Below are 17,456 nucleotides of genomic sequence, written 5' to 3'. Positions count from 1 at the left end.
TCAGTGTGATTCTCCTGCCGAGACGTCTTTCGACGCGCCGCCATCGGCGGCCATGGCCGCATCGAGAATGCGGCGCGCGAGCTTCACGTCTTCCCACGTCGGCCGCTTCCACGATTCGTTGCGCAGCAGCGCCGCCGGGTGATAGGTGACGATCAGCGGCACGCCATGATAGCGATGGATCTTTCCCCGCAGCGCACCGATCGATGTGGTCGTCTGCAGCAGCGTCTGCGCCGCGAACCGGCCCAGGGCGAGGATCACCTTGGGGCGCACGAGTTCGATCTGCCGCAGCAGATAGGGCTGGCAGGCCTGCACTTCGTCGGGCTGCGGATCGCGGTTTCCCGGCGGACGATGCTTGAGCACGTTGCAGATCCAGACCGATTCACGCGGCAGCTGGATGGCGCCGAGAATCTTCGTGAGCAACTGCCCCGCTTCACCCACGAACGGACGACCTTGCGCGTCTTCGTTCGCGCCTGGTGCTTCACCCACGCAGAGAAAATCGGCGTGGGGATTGCCTTCGCCGGGCACGGGGTTCTTCGCTGACTGCGAAAGCGTGCAGCGCTGACATGTGGCGACATGCCGCGCGATGGCGTCGAGTGACGGCAATTGCGCGATGTCCGGAGCCATCTGTCCGGTCTGTGTATTGCCCGCGTCCAGGCCAGCGGGAATGTCCAGGGCTTCGAGCCAGGCGGGGAGCATGGAAGCGCTCGCACGCGAAGCGGACGCCGCCGCTTCTGACCCCGCTGCTCCGGGTGCCGCTGAAGCGGATGCCGTTGGAGGCGTTGTCCCGTGGGTACCCACGCTGCTTCCCGCGGTGCCGCTGCCTTGCCGTGGGGTCGATGGTTCGAGCCCGCGCAGCGCCGCGCGCCAGTCGGTGCTCGACGCATCGTCGAATCGCGGGGCGGGAAGCGGCGGCGCAAAGTCCTGCGGCGGTGCCGAACTGCCGGCATCGATGTGGTCCGCATCGTGACCGGCATCGCTGTTGGCCACGGCCCCGTCCATTCGACCATCGGCCGGCGGAGCGCCGGGCGACGGCGAAGCACCCATGTCTTCCCGCACATGCCCTGCCCGCGCCGTGGAGGCGGCGCCCCGCCTGGGATTCGCGGGTCTGGCACCCACGATCTCCATCACGGTCTCGACCGACAGTCCGTCGAGCACGTACTCGGATTCCCCGAGCTCGCGGCGCTGCTCGAGGTAGCGGCGCAGTCTATCCCTGGCGTCCATGTCCGTTCCGTACCCTCAGATGATCAGTGACGATGACGGACGACACGGAAACGACACGGCGACCGGGGACGTGGTGAGGAGGAGGACCGGCGAAGGACGGAGGTGGAAAAGGCGCCGCGCCGAATCCCGTGGATTGCGGCCCGGCGCCCCGAACTGCGATGGCGAAAACTCAGGCCGGGCGACGGCGCATCACCACCTTGTATTCGATGTCACCCGCGGACAGCTCTTCGAGCGCACGTGTGGTGAGCTTCTTCTCGTGCAACGAACGATCGCGCGGGAACTCGTTGAGCACCCGGGCAAACTTCGCGGCGATCAGCACACTCAGGTACTTGTTCGGCGCGTACTTCGTAACGTCGGTCGGCGTGAAAACCTGCATGCGTCAGTCGCCCCTGCTGAAGACGTGAATTTCCTGTTCGAGCTGCGCGATGAGCGCCTCGACCTGCGCTTCGACCGCGTGTACCCGGTCGCGTCGCAGTCCCTCCGCTTCGATGATGGCACCCACCTGATCCACCGCCCGATCGAGATTGTCGTTCACCACCACGTAGTGGTAGCGACCGACTTCCCCCAACTCGGCGCGCGCGTTCCGGAGACGAACGAGCAACCGCTCGCGGCTTTCGCTCTGCCGGGCCATCAATCGGGACTTGAGCACTTCCCCTGATGGCGGCAGCACAAAAACCAGCACCGTATCGGGAAACGCAGCGTGGAACTGCTCCGCTCCCTGCACGTCGATGTCCATGAGTACATGACGACCGCTGGCGAGCACCCGCTCCACCTCCGATCGCAGCGTCCCATAATAATTGCCGTGCACCTCCGCCCACTCGGCAAACTCGCCGGCATCACGCGCGGCCAGAAACGCTTCGGGGCTCAGGAACCGGTAATCGCGCCCGTCCACCTCACCATCACGGGGCGCCCTCGTCGTGCAACTGACAGAATAACCCAAATCCGTGCGCCGCTCCAGCAAGCGACGGGCGATTGTCGTTTTTCCCCCACCCGAGGGGGCGGACAGGATGACCGGAAATGCGCTCACTCGAGGTTCTCGACCTGTTCGCGTACCCGTTCCAGCTCCTCCTTGAGCCCCACCACCTCGTGGAGGATCGGCGCGTCGGCGGCCTTGCTGCCCGTGGTATTGGCCTCCCGGAGCATCTCCTGCAGCAGAAAGCCCAGGCGCTTGCCCACCGGCTCTCCGCCCGCGTCCGCGCCGGCCTCCGCCAGAGCGGCGCGGAAGGCCGCGATGTGGGCCGTGAACCGGTCCAGCTCCTCCGCCACGTCCATGCGATCGGCCAGAATCGCGATCTCCTGCGCCAGCCGAGTCTCGTCCACCGCGACCCCATCGGCCAGCTCCTTCACCGACGCCCGCAGGCGGTCGCGATGGGCCACGATGCGCTCCGGCGCGCGGGCGGCGATGCGGGCCAGCGCGGCCTCGATGAGATCGAGCCGCTGACGCAGGATGTCCGCCAGACGGGCGCCCTCGTCGGCCCGCGAACGCCCGAGCGCGTCCAGCGCCTGGCTCACCACGGCCACCAGTTCGGCGGCGGTGCCCGTTTCCTCGTCTTCCCGGGGAGCCGACAGCACCTCGGGCATGCGCAACACGCTCGCGAGGTCCACGCCGCCGGTAAGGCCATAACGCTCCACCAGCGCCTGCAACTGACTCGCGGCGGCCGCGAAGCGGGTCTCGTCGATCGCGATGGCGGCGTCGGCCTGCCGTTCCGCGCGCACGGTGAGCGTCACATGGCCGCGGCTCACTTTCTGCCGCATGGCCTCGCGCACATCGGTTTCCCAGCGCCCGAAGCTGCCGGGCAGTTTGATGCTCGGCGAAAAGAACCGGTGGTTCACCGTCCGCACGTCCACGAGGACGCGCAGCGGACCCACCGGGCCCTCCGCCTGGCCGAAGCCGGTCATCGATCGGATCACGACATACTCATGGCTTCGGCAATGAAATGCGGCTGAGCGGGGCAGTCAATCTCAATTCCAGAACTCCCACCGCATCCCGTACATCTGCACCGCCGGTGGCATGGTGATCCCGCGGATCTGCTCGTACTGACCGCCCGACAGATTGCGATACTGGTAGAACAGCGTGCCGCGCTGGATGCGGATCTCGAGGTGCGCGGTGGCCACCTGGGCCTTCTCGGTGATGCGGATATCGAGGTCCTCGCCTCGCACGCCGTAAAAGAACGGCGTTGCATCGCGCAGTTCGTACGAGAGGCGGGCGTTGATGCCGAACTCCCCCTTGGGGAATCGGCGCAGCCAGTCGCTGACCAGTGCGAGTTCGGCGCGCACCTGCAGCGGCGGCCGGCTGAACTGCCCCGTATTCCAGCGTATCGAGTACACGTCGAACCGCAGATCCTTGTACACACGGCCACGCGCGCCCACCAGCACGCCCTGGGCCGCCGGAGCCTCCAGCAGCACACCGGGCAGGCCGATCAGCTCGATGTTGGCATACCGCACGGCATCATCGCGGAACAGACCGCCGATCAGCCAGAGGTCCTTGTAGCGAATGGCCCCCTGCGCGCGCAGGGAACTCGATGCACGCCGGGCGCCCGATACCGGCAGGTCGCCCGAATCGTCGAGGGAGCCCGACTCCGGCACGCTGCTGGAGTCGTCGACGGGTGTGCGTGCGGTGGTCTGCGTTGGTGTGCGGGTGGCATGCGCCACATTGAATGCCAGCCATGACCTCGGACGGAATTGCGCCGTCACCTCGGTGCGATCGGTGGAATCCGGTCCCGAACGTTCGGCCCACGCCCCCACGGCGAACTGACGCCAGGTAAAACTGCCGCGGGCCGCCGGCGCATGCAGCGTCTGCCCATTGAGCGGCCGGATGCGATCGGTGAGCGATACCGACCAGCGGTCGGCGCGATACCCCACAGCCACCACCTGCTGCGTACGGGCGACGATCGTATCCAGACGTGCCGCGATGGAATCGGTGGCTGTCGTGTCGCCCGTGCTGCCGAACACCGTTTCCCCGATGGTGAAGCTGTCCGGTTCGATCTTCACCCGTGCCACGTGCACCATCGCCTGCGACCAGAGACCCGACAGGGTATCTCCATATCCCAGACGTACATACCCTTCACGACGTGCGCCTTTGTATGAAGGCAGGTTCGTGAACGATGTGGTGTCCCGCGAGAGATGCGCGTCACGCTCCCGTGCCCCGCCCTGGCCGTAGGCGTCCACGCTCCATTTGCCGCGCGCCCAACCAAAGCGACCCATGAAGAGCTGGACGTTGCCATCGCTGCGCAGACGCTGCGTGCTGCCCGTCGTGAAGGCCGACGTGCGTCCCGACTGCGTGGCCACCTGCTGGCCACCCGCCTGGAACATCAGCCCATTCCGCCAACGCCGCGCCACGAAGCCCCGGAAGGCATTCGTATTGAGGTCGCCCGTGAACACGTCCACGCGCGAGAAGGGCGTGATCCGGGTGGCGGAGAGTGTGCGCATCCACACCTTGATCTCCCCTGCTCCGCGCTCGATCACCAGTTCGTCGAGCGTCCAGAGCGGAATGTCCGTGAGATCGATGGTGCCGGCTCCGCGCGGATCGACGCCATCGAGTTCGATGCCGTCGAGGAAGTAACGAATGCGCCGCGCGTCGCCGTTGTAGGCCGCGGCATGAATGCCGGCCAGCCAGCCGCTCCGGAACGTCGTGACACCGGGCACACGGTCCAGCAGATCTGCCAGATTCATCGCGCTCGACGACAGGATCTGCTCACGATCGAACCGCAGTCGATCGGAGAGGTCCAGCGAAGCCGCCGGCATCTCGAACCGCGCCACGGGCGTCTTGATCGTATCGGCGAGGAACACCTGCCGGGCGCTGTCGCTGCGCGCGAGAATGCGCGCCCGCATCACCGAATCGGGTTCGGCAGGCGTGGTGTCACGGGGAGGAATGGGCAACGCAAGACGCACCGAATCCGCGCGTGCGGAATCGGGACGGACCTGCGCCGCCGCGGACGAGAGAGGCACCGTCATCGCCGTCATGACAGTCACCATGGTGCAGACCACCGCGGTCCTGCCGCATCGCATCGTTCCGGTTTCGGCGCGGTTGATCACCAGGCGGATCATCGAGCGGATCGCCACGCGGATCGGCGAACTGGTCTGCGAGTTGATCACCGACGCGCGCGGGCCCGCACGATTTCGACGAAGGTGCCCACCGGTGTTCCCGTGGGACCCTTGGGAATCCAGCCGAGATCGGTCTGGGAGTACGCGGTGCCGGCAACGTCGAGGTGCACCCATGGATATCCGTCGACGAACTCCTGCAGGAAGAGCGCCGCCGTGATCGATCCGGCCGCGCGACCGCCGGTGTTCTTGAGATCGGCCACGTCGGACTTGATCTGCTCCTTGTATTCGTCCCACAGCGGCATCGGCCATCCCGGCTCGCCCGCCGCCTGACCGGCCGCGAGCACTTCGTCGGTGGCACTCTGATCGCCGCCGAACACGCCCACGGCGTTGTGCCCCAGACCGATCACGATCGCACCCGTCAGCGTCGCGGCATCGATGGCGATGGCCGGATCGAAGCGCTTCGCGAACACCAGGAGATCGGCGAGGACCAGACGGCCTTCCGCGTCGGTGTTGATGATCTCGATGGTCTTGCCGTTCGACGCGCGCACCACGTCGCCCGGCTTCACCGCTTCACCCGATGGCATGTTGGTCGTGGAGCCCACGATACCCACCACGTTCACCGGCAGCTTGAGACGGCCGATGGTTTCCATCGCGCCCATCACGCCACCTGCGCCCGACATGTCGAACTTCATCCACTCCATCTCGGGCGCCGGCTTGATCGAGATCCCGCCGGTATCGAAGCACAGGCCCTTGCCGATGAGCACCACCGGCTGCTGCCCCGCGGGACCGCCCCGGTATTCCAGCGCCACCAGCTTGGGATCCTGCGACGTGCCCTGCGCCACCGACAGGAACGACCCCATGTTCGCCTCGGCGAGCTGCTGACGGCCCCACACCGTGAGCTGCATGCCATGGCGTTCGGCGATCTCGCGGCCCACCTCGGCAAACGTGTCGGGCGTGCAGACATTGCCCGGCATCTGTCCCAGACGCTTGGCGATGGCCTGTCCTTCGGCGATGGCCACGCCGGCGTCGAACGCCTGCTGCGATATCGCGCCTTCGGCCGCGAGCACGGTGATCGCGCTCACGCGTGCGCGACGATCCTTCTCCGGCGGTGGGGTCTGCAGGTCGGGATAGCTCCAGCTTCCCGCCGCCGCACCGATCACCAGCCCTTCGATGGCCGCACCGTCGGTGGTGGTGTCATCGGGAATCCAGAGCGCCAGTGCGCCCGTGCCGAGCTTGGTGGCCTGCCGCGCGGCGATGGCCGCGGCGCGACGGGCGGCGGTGCGGGACAGCGGAGCGCTGCCGCGTCCCACCAGCAGGATGCGCTGCACCCCGGCTTCCCCTCCGACCAACAGCAGCGTCTCGTCACGTCCCCCCCGGAAATCGCGGCGGGTCAGCGAACGCCCCAGCGCGCCGTGCACCAGCGCATCCAGCGGGCCCAGCGCGCCACTCAGCGCAACATCGTCCAGGGAAACGTCCTGCGGCAGGATGACGGCCAGCAGCGGCGTATCGAGCGATGTGGCGAGCGAAGCCAGCGACGCGGGCGCGGCGTGACGGAGCTGGAACGAGAGCGACATGTGAGTCGGGAAAGAGAAGAACCGGAATCCACCAGCAAAATGTAGTGCGAAGTCGCGCGGGGCCCATTCCGCCTACGTCTTCCGCCTACAACGCACGATGCCCGGTGTTCCCTGTCGGGACACCGGGCATCGCAAAAACCTCGAAAGCAACTGGGGCGGGTGGACTCGAACCACCAACCGTCCGATTAACAGTCGGATGCTCTGCCATTGAGCTACACCCCATCGGTTACTGCTCGGTAACGACGGCCGAACAATAATCACACGGCGGGTCTACGCGGGAGTGCTTCCCTGCGTTGAACGGGACGGAACATGCGATCCGACACCCAAACCACCCGGAGCCCGCAGAGGGACGGCAATGTAGTTCGTCTGGTCGGTGTGGCCAAGTACTACCAGATCCACGCTTTCATCGGCCTCGACCCAAAAACTACGAGGAGCGGAGGACTCGATGTCCCCTCCACTCCCCGCCGTGTTCGACGATCTGTTCGATCCTCCCGGCCTTCAGTGCCCAGAGTGGGGGTCGAACCCACAAGACCTTGCGGTCGGGGGATTTTGAGTCCCCTGCGTCTGCCAATTCCGCCATCCGGGCGCACCGACCGCTTCACCTGCCGGTACGAAGCACCAAGTGTACACGACGCGCGCCGCTGCCGCTACGCCGTCGGTGACCCCGGATCAGCGCTGATCCGGCTGGCGACGCGTCGGACTCGTCTCCGAATCGGTGGGCGAGTGCCGGTGTGTGCTGTCCCGGTCCATGCGACGACGCTGCATCTCCTGCATCCCTCGACGCAGCTCCTCCTGCAGCCCGAAGTACCGCACGCGCTGGATCGGCGACAGAAACTTCGCGAGTTCGCGCTGCTCCTGCTCCATGAGGTCGAGACGGCGACGTTCGAGCTTGGGCATCTGGTCGATCAACTCTCCGACCTTCGCTTCACTCGCCTTGTCGCCGGCCATCAGTTCACGACGCAGCGCCATGCGCACCCCGTATTCATCGCGACGCAACTGCCGGCGCGCCTCCTCCGTGCGACTCGCCACTTCACGCAGCTTGCCGTGCTGTTCGTCGGAGAGACCGAGACGCTGCTTCACGATCGCGTCGAGATGCTCCTGAAACCGACGCTCGAGTTGATCGCGCTGCGCCATGCCTCCACGATCGCCTTCCCCACCACGGCTCTTGCCGGGGGGACCACCCGGCGGAGCGCCCTGCGCCCCCAGTGCCGACGCACCGGGCAACCCCAGGGCAGCAACCGTGAGCATGACGCTCAGCATGCGCATGAACGACCTCCACGCACTTCGACTCCGCGTATTCACAGCGCGCCCCCGCGTGTGGCCACGAGCGGTATGCCCGGCAGTGGATCGGTGCTCGTGGCGCCGTCCCACTGGTCGAGACGATCGATCATGCCCTGCAGTTCTTCTTCCGTGTAGTCGCCGAGGTCGCCGTACGACACCGGCACGTCCGGCTGCGACACCAGTGTGCCACGCGTCTGCGCGGCCGGACCCACGGCCAGCGATTCGGCCAGCATATCCGACGCCGGCAGACTTTCCGCCACGGCCACGCGCGACACGCCCGGTTCGTTCGACGTCGGGTTGTCACGACGGGCAACCAGCAGTGAAGTACCACCCGCGATCATCACCGTCACCGTTGCCGCGATGCGCCACAGCGTCGATCCGCCCCACCGCTGCCGGCGGGATGGAGTGGTCGCGGGTGCCGACGGACGGATCGAGGGGCCCGGCAGGGACTCTGTCGACGGCGGTGCCGTCATGTCGGCGGTGGTGCGCACCAGCATCGGACGTGGCGGATGCACCAGCCCATCCGACGCTCCACCCTGCGTTCCATCCTGAGCCCGCGGCTTCGGCAGCCCGGCCACGATGCGTGCAACACGCGTGGCATCCATGGCGACCGGCTGCGGCCGCAGGGCGCGCACCGTACGCAACAGCGTGACATCACGCGCGCACGCGTCGCAGGTCGTCAGGTGCACTTCCACCTGCGACCGCTCCGCGTCGCTCAGCGACTCCGCCACGTAGTCGGGAAGCCGATCCTGCAGCTCCGGCGCCTGACACTCAGTCATCGAGAAACTCCTTCACCGCGCGTATCGCGTTGTGATAGTGCACCCGGGCCGACCCCTCCGTGGTGTCGAGGATCTCTGCGATCTCCCGGTAACTCCTGCCCTCCTGCACACGCAGCGTGAACACCTCCCGCTGCATGCGCGTCAACCGCGCCATCGCCTCCAGAATCCGCCGGGAGGCCTCGTCGGCCACCAGCGTATCGAGCGCATCGTACTCCGTCGCCAGATGCACGTCTTCCACCCCCACGTCCTGACCGCGTCGCGCCTGCGCGCGCCGGCGATCGATCACCAACCGACGTTCGATCGTGAACAACCAGGTCCTCAGTGAACTGTCTGACCGGAACGACTCCAACGCGCCGAACGCGCGGATGAACGTTTCCTGCACCAACTCGTCGACATCCTCGGTCACGCCCAGGCGTACCGCGAACCGGCTCAGGGCATCCACATGCCGCTCCACAATGGCCGTGGCAGCGCGCTCATCTCCGGCTTTCCACCGTTCGATGAGCTCACCGTCCACCGAGCCATCATCCCGGGGGTCGGCATGGATCATGCACGCCATCCCGTTTGACGGGACGAAGCGCTCTCCGTTAAGACACGCATCGGATCGGAAAACCCGGCCGGCCGGAGCACGCACCAGGTCGCCGGCGGGAGGAGGGACCGGGTCATCCCTGAAGCATCATTGACCAGGTCGCCCTCGGGCGGCAGGTTGCGGAGTATGACCGCTTCGTCACGTCGTCGCACAGTGGTTCCCGGCATCCCAGAGATCATCGCCCATCGCGGCGCTTCGCGCGAGTGCCGGGAGAATACCCTGGCCGCATTCGCCCGCGCCCTGGAGCTTGGCGCCGATGGCCTGGAGCTCGATGTACATGGCACCCGCGACGGGGTGCTGATCGTGCATCATGATCCGGTCATCCGGCTGGCCGATGGCGACTCGGCGCCCATCGCCACGCTGCATTCGGCGGACATCGCCGCCATGCGCCTCCCGGGTGGCGACCCCGTTCCCACGATCGATGAGGTCTTCGAGCTGGTGGGCGACCGCGCCACGGTCTACGTGGAAGTGAAAGCCGCCCGCGTGGAATCGCTCGTCTCCTCGGCCATCGCGCGTCACCCGGACGTCCCCGTGGCCGTGCATGCCTTCGATCACCGCATTCCGGTGGAAGTGCGCGCGCTGAGCCCAGGGTTGTCCATCGGGCTGCTCAGTGCGTCCTATCCGCTCGACGTGCGCGCCGTGCTGCTGCCTGCGGCGGCCGAGTCCTGGTGGCAGCACGTAGAGCTGATCGACGAGGCCCTCGTGCATGACGTACACGCCGCCGGCGCCCGCCTCATTGCCTGGACGGTGAACGACGTGGAGCAGGCGCGCGAGCTGGCCGGGTGGGGCGTGGACGCGCTGTGCACGGACAGCCCGGGGGAGATCCGGGCGGGGATCGGCGGATGAGGTTTGTGGTTCTGGGGATCTGGGTTTGGAGGTGAATAACCGGGTTCCGGGTCGCGCGTGACGCGAGACTCGTGACTCAAAACCCGGCTGTTTCACCCCGAACCCAAGACCCAGAACCCGGCCGTTCACCCCCCAACCCAGCTCCCCGGAACCCGGAACCCGCGCTCAGCCCCCAGCCGCCGGCCCCGCCGTCTCGTCCCGCGGCGGTTCCGGCGCCGGTGTCGGTGCGGCCGGAGACGGCGTGTCGGTCATCCCCGCCGCCGCCCGCGCGTTCGCCAGCTCCGTCTCCATCCGGCGCGCCTCGGCGTCCTTTGTACGCAACGCATCCATCAGCCGGGCGCGGGCATCGGCATCGAGATCCCCACCGGCCTCCGCGGCGCGGAAGACCGCATACCCCAGCGCCTCGGCGGCCTTGTCGGCCTGTTCGCGGGCCCGATAGGCATCGAGACGCAGCTTTCCCTCGTCGAACACGTCCTGGGCCGCCTTGCCCGCCTTGTCGATTCCCTGTTTGACCTTGTCCCAGAGCGCCATGGCGCGAATCCTCGTCGGTTTCCCGGCTGATGACGTGAGAAGGGGCCCGGGGCATCGTGGGCCCTGCACTTGGTAGTCTTTACGTACCGGAAGCGGCAAAGTTGCGCGAGGGGGTGGGTGCTATACGAGCCGCACGGCTGACGCCATCGCAGGTCGGGATACGAAAGAAGGCAGGTGCACCGAAGTGCCCTGCCTTCCCGACCATACGTGAACCGGGAAGCTTACGCTTCGACCGCTTCCTCGATCTCGACTTCCACGTACTCGACGGGGACGACGTTGACCTTGTAGGCCTTCTTGCTCTTGTGCGCGAACTGCACGACGCCGTCGACGAGCGAGTAGATCGTGTAGTCGGTGCCCATGCCCACGTTGGCGCCCGGATGCCACTTGGTGCCGCACTGACGCAGGATGATGTTGCCTGCCGTGACGAACTCGCCGCCGTACTTCTTGATGCCGCGGTACTTCGGATTCGAATCGCGGCCGTTGCGGGAGGAGCCGACGCCCTTCTTATGTGCCATGACGAATACTCCGGAAAGGAAGCGCTGTGCAGCCCGGCATGGGCCTCAGCGCCGCCGGCGCTCAGCCGAGGGTGATGTCCTTGATACGAACTTCCGTGAACTTCTGCCGGTGACCCTGCTTGCGGGCATAGTTCTTCCGGCGCTTGAACTTGAAGACGATGATCTTGTCATCGAGGCCATGCTTCACGATCTCGGCCGTGACCTTCGCGCCCGAAAGCGTGGGCACGCCCAGACGCACCTGCGCGCCGTCGGAGCCAAGGAGGACGTCGTTGAATTCGACGGCCGTGCCGGCTTCGCCCAGCAACGAAGGAATCCGAAGGGTCTTGCCCGGCTCGGCGCGGAACTGCTTGCCGCCGGTGCGGATGATCGCGTAGCTCATGGTTCTATCCAAGTGGTATCGTTCCAAACGTAGCCTAGTAGCTTACTGCGGATAGGCTTACGTGTCAACTGATGACGGCGATAGGAAGCAGGAGGGAGCTGGTCCGGGGGACAGAGGTCGCCAGACGGGAACGCGGTCAGTCTGACCACCTTCGTCCCCCTGACCAGCTCCCTCCTGTCCGCTGTTGCGCTCCCACGTGCCGACCCCCGCCGAAGCCGCGCCGCCGCACCAACTCCTGCGGCCCACCCCACAACCCCACTCGCCGTCGCTAGGCGAGCGCGTACTGCTGCGTCACATCCCGCTGCGCCCCGCGCATCACCAGCTTGATCTCGTCGGGCTTGAGCAGGGGATCGTCCCGCAGTTCCAGCGAGAAGCCGGCCATCTTCTCCAGCCGCTTCATGAAATCGTGCTCCTGCTCGAGCACATGCAGCGCCACTTCGGGGTGCAGCCGCAACACCACCGGCTCCTTCCGCCCTTCCGCCGCCATGCGCCGCACCGCCCGCTCCGTGCGCCGCACGATGGTCTCCGGGGTGAACACCCGGCCCGTTCCGCTGCACGTCGGACAGCCCTGCGTCATGCTGTGCCAGTGGCTCTGCCGCACCCGCTGACGGGTCATCTCCACCAGCCCCAGATCCGACACGGCAAACGCCTTGGTCCGGGCCCGGTCGCGGCCCAGATGCGTGCGCAATTCGTGCAGCACCTTGTCGCGGTTGGACTGCGTCTCCATGTCGATGAAGTCGCAGACGATGATGCCGCCCACGTCGCGCAGCCGGAGCTGGCGCGCGATCTCCCGCGCCGCTTCCGTGTTTGTCTTGAGGATGGTCTTCTCGGGATCCTTCTTGCCCGTGTACCGTCCCGAATTGACGTCGATGGACACGAGCGCTTCGGTGGGCTCGAAGATCAGATACCCACCGCTCGGCAGATCGCACCGCCGCTTGAACAGATCGCGGATTTCCGTCTCGATGCCTTCGCGGTCGAACAGCGGCACCGAGTCTTCGTAGAGCTTCACGCGCTCCACCAGTTCGGGCGCGATGCCCTGCAGGTATTCGGTGATCTCGTTGTACACCTGCTTCGAGTCCACCAGCACCCGCTCCACCTTGGCGCTGAACAGGTCGCGCACCAGGCCGCGGGTCACGTTCGTTTCGCGGTGCACCAGCGAAGGCGCGCGCGTGAACTGCGTCTTCCGCTTGATGCGCTTCCAGTTGTTGATGAGCGTCTGGAGTTCGCGTTCGAAGGTTTCCTTCGTGGCGTCTTCCGACACCGTGCGTACGATCACGCCGCCGGCATCGTCGGGGAGCATCTCGCCCACCATGGCCCGCAGACGCTGACGCTCGGACCGCTCGTCGATCTTGCGGCTCACCCCCACCTTGGAGGCGAAGGGCATATACACGAGGAACCGGCCGGCCAACGACACCTGCGCCGTGACGCGCGGGCCCTTGGTGGAGATGGGTTCCTTGGTGATCTGGACGAGGATTTCCTGTCCGCGCTTGAGCAGATCCTGAATGGGACGCACTTCGCGACGGCCGCGTCGTCCGCCGCCGCCTCCCCCCTGCTCTTCGCTGGACTCGTCGTCGTCCTCGTCATCGTCGTCGGACACCTGGGCGTCCTCGACCACGACGTCGGCCGCGTGCAGAAACGCGGACTTTTCCGTACCGATGTTGACGAAGGCGGCCTGAATACCGGGCAGCACTGCTTCGACCTTCCCCAGATAGACGTCTCCCACCATGCGGCGGGCGTCGGGGCGGTCGACGAGCAGTTCAACCAGTTGGCCGTCCTCGATGATGGCGACGCGCGTTTCGCGCGGCGTCGCATTCACCAGGAGCTCTCTCTTCATTAATTGCCTGTCGTACACCTCGGCGGCAGCGACTCTGGGCACCGGAGTGACGACGAACAGGTGATCCTGCGGGACTGCCCACTCGAACCTCTCGATTGGTGCCGAATGGCATTGACCGAAAGCCGCGCATGGGCGACGTCACAAGGCTCCCCCGGGTGTGACCGATCGTTCAGGCGAATCGCGCCGGAGGTGCAGGCCGTCCCCCGTACGCCGCGGCTCGTTCTGGCCACGGTGGCGGGAGGCGCACACCCCGGAATTCACGCGATCGCCCGCGATCGACGCGCACGCGGATGCGTGGGACGCGTGTCACAAAACGGGACGTGTGGCGGGGTCGGGCGGTGGCACGCTGGCCACGGAAGGAAACCGGCCGGCCCACGCCACCAACGCAAACGGTCGCGAGTCGCACGAACCGCCGGCGCCGGAAGCGACGACTGTGAAAACCTCACATCAACAGTACCAACGCCGAAGGGGTCCCGCAATGCGCCAACGCAATGCGAGACCCCGTTCTCATTCTCAGGCGATCCCCTCAGGCCGGCGCCCGGCCATCCTCAGGCCATCAGGTCCTTGAGCAGGTGGCGGGCGATCACCAGCCGCTGGATCTCGCTGGTCCCCTCGCCGATCTCGCAGATCTTGGCGTCCCGCATGTAGCGCTCCACCGGATAATCCTTGGTGTAGCCGTACCCGCCGTGCACCTGGATGGCCTTGATGGTGGCCTTCATGGCCACCTCCGAGCAGAACAGCTTGGCCATCGCGGCCTCCTTGCTGTACGGATGCCCGTTCTGGGACAGCCAGGCGGCGTGGTACATGAGATGGCGGCCGGCCTCGATTTCCGTGGCCATGTCCGACAGCTGGAACTGCAGCCCCTGGAATTCGGCGATCGGCTTGCCGAACTGTTTGCGCACACTGGCGTACTTGAGCGATTCCTCGAGCGCGCCCTGCGCGATGCCGATGGACAGCGCGGCGATACCGATCCGACCGGCGTCCAGCGTCCGCATGAAGTTGATGAAGCCCAGCCCTTCGGTGCCCAGCAGATTCTCGGCCGGCACTTCCACGTTGTCGAACAACAGCTCGCGCGTGTCCGACGCGCGCCAGCCCATCTTGTCTTCCTTCCGGCCGGCCGAGAAGCCCTTCATGTTCGGCAGCGAGTCATCGTGACCCACGCCGTACGTGCGGCAGGCGTCCAGGTCCACCGATTCCTTCGTGAGAATGAAGGACGAGATGCCCTTCGTGCCCTGCGACGGATCGGTGACGGCCGTGACCACGAAGATCTCGCCGACGCCCGCGTGCGTGATGAACCGCTTGCTGCCGTTGAGGATGTACTTGTCGCCCTGCTTCACGGCCGTCGTGCGCGTACCGCCGGCATCACTGCCGGCCGCTTCCTCGGTGAGTCCGAAACCGCCGAGTACTTTGCCGCTGGCCAGCAGCGGCACGTAGCGCTGGATCTGTTCGGGTGTTCCGAACTTCACGATCGGCGAGGTCCCGAGCGTGGTGTGGGCGCTGATGGTGATGGAGTGCGACGCGCACACCTTGGCCAGCTCTTCGATGGAGATCATGAAGCTGATCGTATCGAAGCCTGCCCCACCCATCTCTTCCGACCAGGGCACACCCAGCAGCCCCAGCTCGCCCATCTTCTTCACGTTCTCCCAGGGGAACGTGGACGCTTCGTCGTGCGCGGCGGCTACGGGCGCGACTTCGTCGCGCGCAAACGCGCGCACCATGTCACGAACAGCGAGGTGCTGTTCGGAGAAGTACAAACTGTCGTGCATTGCTGACGGCTGGAGGGAGCGGAGGTCGGGAACGTCACGGCGAAAGGCGGGACCGCATCCGCGACGTCAGGCTGCGGGCGACGCCTGTGGCAAGGCCCGTGGCACCTGACGACCGGGATGTGGTGACTCCCAGGCAGCGATCGCACGCACCACACTGCGGACGCGCCTCGGGATCCCCAAAATAGCGCAGCACGAACGCTCGGCGGCACTGCCGCGTCTGCGCATAGCGCTGCATGGCATCGAGTCGACTCAGGTCCGCCCGTCGACGACGCTCCATGGCCTGCCAGTCCACCGGCAGCCATTTCGCATCCCGACTGCGTGGATCGAGCACAAAGCCACCCCCTCTACGCGTCCATGTGAGGAACTGCTGGGTTGCCAGCCGTTCGAGAACGGGGACGATCCCCATCGTCCCACCGAATCCCGGCGGCAGGCCATCGAGATCGACGGCCGCTCCAGCCTCGAGTGAGCGTCCGGTGGCTCGCCAGAGTGCGCGCAGCACTTCCCGGTCGTAGGCCCGGTCCCCGCGCAGCTCGCGGGTGATGCGCGCCGGACTGGCCAGGAGACGGATATGCACCGGTCCGCCCGCCGTCACATCTCTGGTACAGGCACCCGCGGCCAGCAGCACACGCAACGCGGCCTCGATCTGCGATGCGCTGAAGGTGGTCGACAGGCGGCGCATGATGTCGTCCGGCGAAAGCGGCACCCGACCCGCGGCATCGGCCGCGCCCCGCAACGCATGCCACGTGCGTTCGATGACCCCACGCGACGGATGGGTGTTGGTGATGAAATACTCGTAGGTGAAGCGGTCGGCGTAGCTGTACAGCAGAATGCAGGTGCTGGTGTGGCCATCCCGACCGGCGCGTCCCGCCTCCTGGTAATACGCTTCGAGGGATCCGGGCATGGCGTGATGTACCACCAGCCGCACATCGGGCTTGTCGATCCCCATGCCGAACGCGCTGGTGGCCACGATCACGCGCGCGCGTTCCTCCATGAAGGCATCCTGCGCCCGTTGTCGCAGCCGATCGTCGAGTCCCGCATGATAGGCGATGGCTCTGATGCGCCCACGCACGAGCATGGCGGTGACCCGTTCCACGGATTTGCGGGTGGGCGCATACACGATCGACGGCGCCGTTTGATCGCGCAGCAGCGTGATGGCCGCCGCGTCCTTGTCCCGCTGCGTGCGTGCGGGCTGTACGTGATAGGTGAGGTTGGTGCGATCGAAGCCGCCGATGACGATTTCGGGATTCCGCAACGCAAGTTGGCGTGTGATATCCGCGCGGGCCGACGGGGTGGCCGTGGCGGTCAGGGCCACCGTCTGGGGATCGCCGAGTCGTTCGCGAATGTTGCCGATACGGCGATAGCTCGGACGGAAGTCGTGTCCCCATTCACTGATGCAGTGCGCCTCGTCGACTGCCAGCAACGCAATGCCGATGTCGGCCAGGTGCTGCAAGGTGCGCCCCGCCTCCATGCGTTCGGGCGCGAGGTAGAGCAGTCGCAACGATCCATCGCGCGCGCGCGCCATGCGATCGGTGGTCTCCGCCATCGAGAGGGTGCTGTTGATGTACGCCGCCTCGATACCACGCCGTGCCAACGCCTCGACCTGATCCTTCATGAGGCTGATGAGCGGCGAGATGACGATGGTCAATCCTCCCCGCACCAGTGCCGGTACCTGAAAACACAACGACTTCCCACCGCCGGTGGGCAGCACGATCAGGGCATCGCGACCGGACAATACTGCCTGCACGGCACGCAGTTGCGGCGCCCGGAAGTCGGGATATCCGAAATGGCGGAGCAACGTGGCGCGGGCCTGCTCCAGCGTGCCGTAGGCGTGCGGTGACGCGGTCGGTGACATGAGCGATGACATGCCTGCAGCGTACATGCATCGCGCGATTCGTGTGACATCAATTCATTGCGTGCGTCATCGAATCGTTTCGGGGAGGGCTGCCGGAGGCATCGATGATATCCCCAACAGCAGAACGCAGATCGAGCGGATGTCGCGGCAACGCGCGGATACAGATCATCTCCGCCGCAGGGTCGGTGTGTTTCTGTACGATCCGTTCAATCTGTGTTATGCGGTTGCTGTTGCCGATTCCGCAATCC

Annotated in this window: 16 protein-coding genes and 2 tRNA genes; 1 reads left to right on the top strand and 17 read right to left on the bottom strand. The window is 66.3% G+C overall.

The features are described 5' to 3' along the window. From WG208_RS06990 to WG208_RS06940, 11 genes are all read right to left on the bottom strand, one after another. On the bottom strand, positions 1 to 1,221 hold the full coding sequence (locus tag WG208_RS06990; RefSeq protein WP_337170619.1) for a uracil-DNA glycosylase: 1,221 nt from the start codon (positions 1,219 to 1,221) through the stop codon (positions 1 to 3). Positions 1,222 to 1,390: 169 nt separating this feature from the next. Further along, positions 1,391 to 1,597, bottom strand: coding sequence for a DNA-directed RNA polymerase subunit omega (locus WG208_RS06985; RefSeq protein WP_337170618.1), 207 nt, complete (start codon positions 1,595 to 1,597; stop codon positions 1,391 to 1,393). A 3-nt stretch (positions 1,598 to 1,600) separates the two neighbouring features. Next, positions 1,601 to 2,248, bottom strand: coding sequence for a guanylate kinase (gene gmk, locus WG208_RS06980; protein ID WP_337170617.1), 648 nt, complete (start codon positions 2,246 to 2,248; stop codon positions 1,601 to 1,603). Next, on the bottom strand, positions 2,245 to 3,132 hold the full coding sequence (locus tag WG208_RS06975; RefSeq protein ID WP_337170616.1) for a YicC/YloC family endoribonuclease: 888 nt from the start codon (positions 3,130 to 3,132) through the stop codon (positions 2,245 to 2,247). Before WG208_RS06975 ends, gmk begins: the two co-directional genes overlap by 4 nt. Positions 3,133 to 3,183: 51 nt before the next feature. Then, positions 3,184 to 5,316, bottom strand: coding sequence for a Plug domain-containing protein (locus WG208_RS06970; protein ID WP_337170615.1), 2,133 nt, complete (start codon positions 5,314 to 5,316; stop codon positions 3,184 to 3,186). Continuing rightward, complete coding sequence (locus WG208_RS06965; RefSeq protein ID WP_337170614.1) at positions 5,313 to 6,839, bottom strand: leucyl aminopeptidase; 1,527 nt, start codon at positions 6,837 to 6,839, stop codon at positions 5,313 to 5,315. Before WG208_RS06965 ends, WG208_RS06970 begins: the two co-directional genes overlap by 4 nt. Before the next feature lie 150 nt (positions 6,840 to 6,989). Beyond that, positions 6,990 to 7,061: transfer RNA gene (locus WG208_RS06960), tRNA-Asn, on the bottom strand. A gap of 280 nt (positions 7,062 to 7,341) precedes the next feature. After that, a tRNA-Leu gene (locus WG208_RS06955) sits at positions 7,342 to 7,425 on the bottom strand. 83 nt (positions 7,426 to 7,508) lie between these two features. Further along, complete coding sequence (locus tag WG208_RS06950; protein ID WP_337170613.1) at positions 7,509 to 8,105, bottom strand: Spy/CpxP family protein refolding chaperone; 597 nt, start codon at positions 8,103 to 8,105, stop codon at positions 7,509 to 7,511. A 32-nt stretch (positions 8,106 to 8,137) separates the two neighbouring features. Next, a complete protein-coding gene (locus tag WG208_RS06945) occupies positions 8,138 to 8,899 on the bottom strand; it encodes a zf-HC2 domain-containing protein (protein ID WP_337170612.1) in 762 nt (253 codons plus the stop codon). After that, the gene (locus WG208_RS06940) at positions 8,892 to 9,446 is read right to left on the bottom strand and encodes an RNA polymerase sigma factor (RefSeq protein WP_337170611.1); all 555 of its coding nucleotides are present in this window, start codon (positions 9,444 to 9,446) and stop codon (positions 8,892 to 8,894) included. The genes WG208_RS06945 and WG208_RS06940 overlap by 8 nt, the downstream gene beginning before the upstream one ends. A 165-nt stretch (positions 9,447 to 9,611) precedes the next feature. On the opposite strand from WG208_RS06940, the gene WG208_RS06935 reads away from it, so the two are divergent. Further along, positions 9,612 to 10,331 carry a glycerophosphodiester phosphodiesterase gene (locus WG208_RS06935; protein ID WP_337170610.1) on the top strand — a complete coding sequence of 240 codons (720 nt, stop codon included), beginning with the start codon at positions 9,612 to 9,614 and terminating at the stop codon, positions 10,329 to 10,331. Between the two features lie 165 nt (positions 10,332 to 10,496). On the opposite strand, the gene WG208_RS06930 is transcribed toward WG208_RS06935, so the two are convergent. From WG208_RS06930 to WG208_RS06905, 6 genes are all read right to left on the bottom strand, one after another. Further along, positions 10,497 to 10,862 (bottom strand): hypothetical protein, encoded by a 366-nt coding sequence (locus tag WG208_RS06930; protein ID WP_337170609.1) that lies wholly within the window; start codon positions 10,860 to 10,862, stop codon positions 10,497 to 10,499. A gap of 221 nt (positions 10,863 to 11,083) precedes the next feature. Further along, positions 11,084 to 11,377 (bottom strand): 50S ribosomal protein L27, encoded by a 294-nt coding sequence (rpmA, locus tag WG208_RS06925; RefSeq protein WP_337170608.1) that lies wholly within the window; start codon positions 11,375 to 11,377, stop codon positions 11,084 to 11,086. Between the two features lie 61 nt (positions 11,378 to 11,438). Next, the gene (gene rplU / locus WG208_RS06920; protein WP_337170607.1) at positions 11,439 to 11,756 is read right to left on the bottom strand and encodes a 50S ribosomal protein L21; all 318 of its coding nucleotides are present in this window, start codon (positions 11,754 to 11,756) and stop codon (positions 11,439 to 11,441) included. Positions 11,757 to 12,024: 268 nt separating this feature from the next. Then, positions 12,025 to 13,572 (bottom strand): Rne/Rng family ribonuclease, encoded by a 1,548-nt coding sequence (locus tag WG208_RS06915; RefSeq protein WP_337170606.1) that lies wholly within the window; start codon positions 13,570 to 13,572, stop codon positions 12,025 to 12,027. A 566-nt stretch (positions 13,573 to 14,138) separates the two neighbouring features. Then, a complete protein-coding gene (locus WG208_RS06910; protein ID WP_337170605.1) occupies positions 14,139 to 15,356 on the bottom strand; it encodes an acyl-CoA dehydrogenase in 1,218 nt (405 codons plus the stop codon). 34 nt (positions 15,357 to 15,390) lie between these two features. After that, positions 15,391 to 17,220: an ATP-dependent DNA helicase RecQ gene (locus WG208_RS06905; RefSeq protein ID WP_337170604.1), complete on the bottom strand. Its 1,830-nt coding sequence runs from the start codon at positions 17,218 to 17,220 to the stop codon at positions 15,391 to 15,393. Positions 17,221 to 17,456: the final 236 nt, after the last annotated feature.

This window comes from Gemmatimonas aurantiaca (assembly GCF_037190085.1).
Lineage (GTDB): Bacteria > Gemmatimonadota > Gemmatimonadetes > Gemmatimonadales > Gemmatimonadaceae > Gemmatimonas > Gemmatimonas aurantiaca_A.
This window is presented reverse-complemented; position numbering and strand designations above follow the sequence as displayed.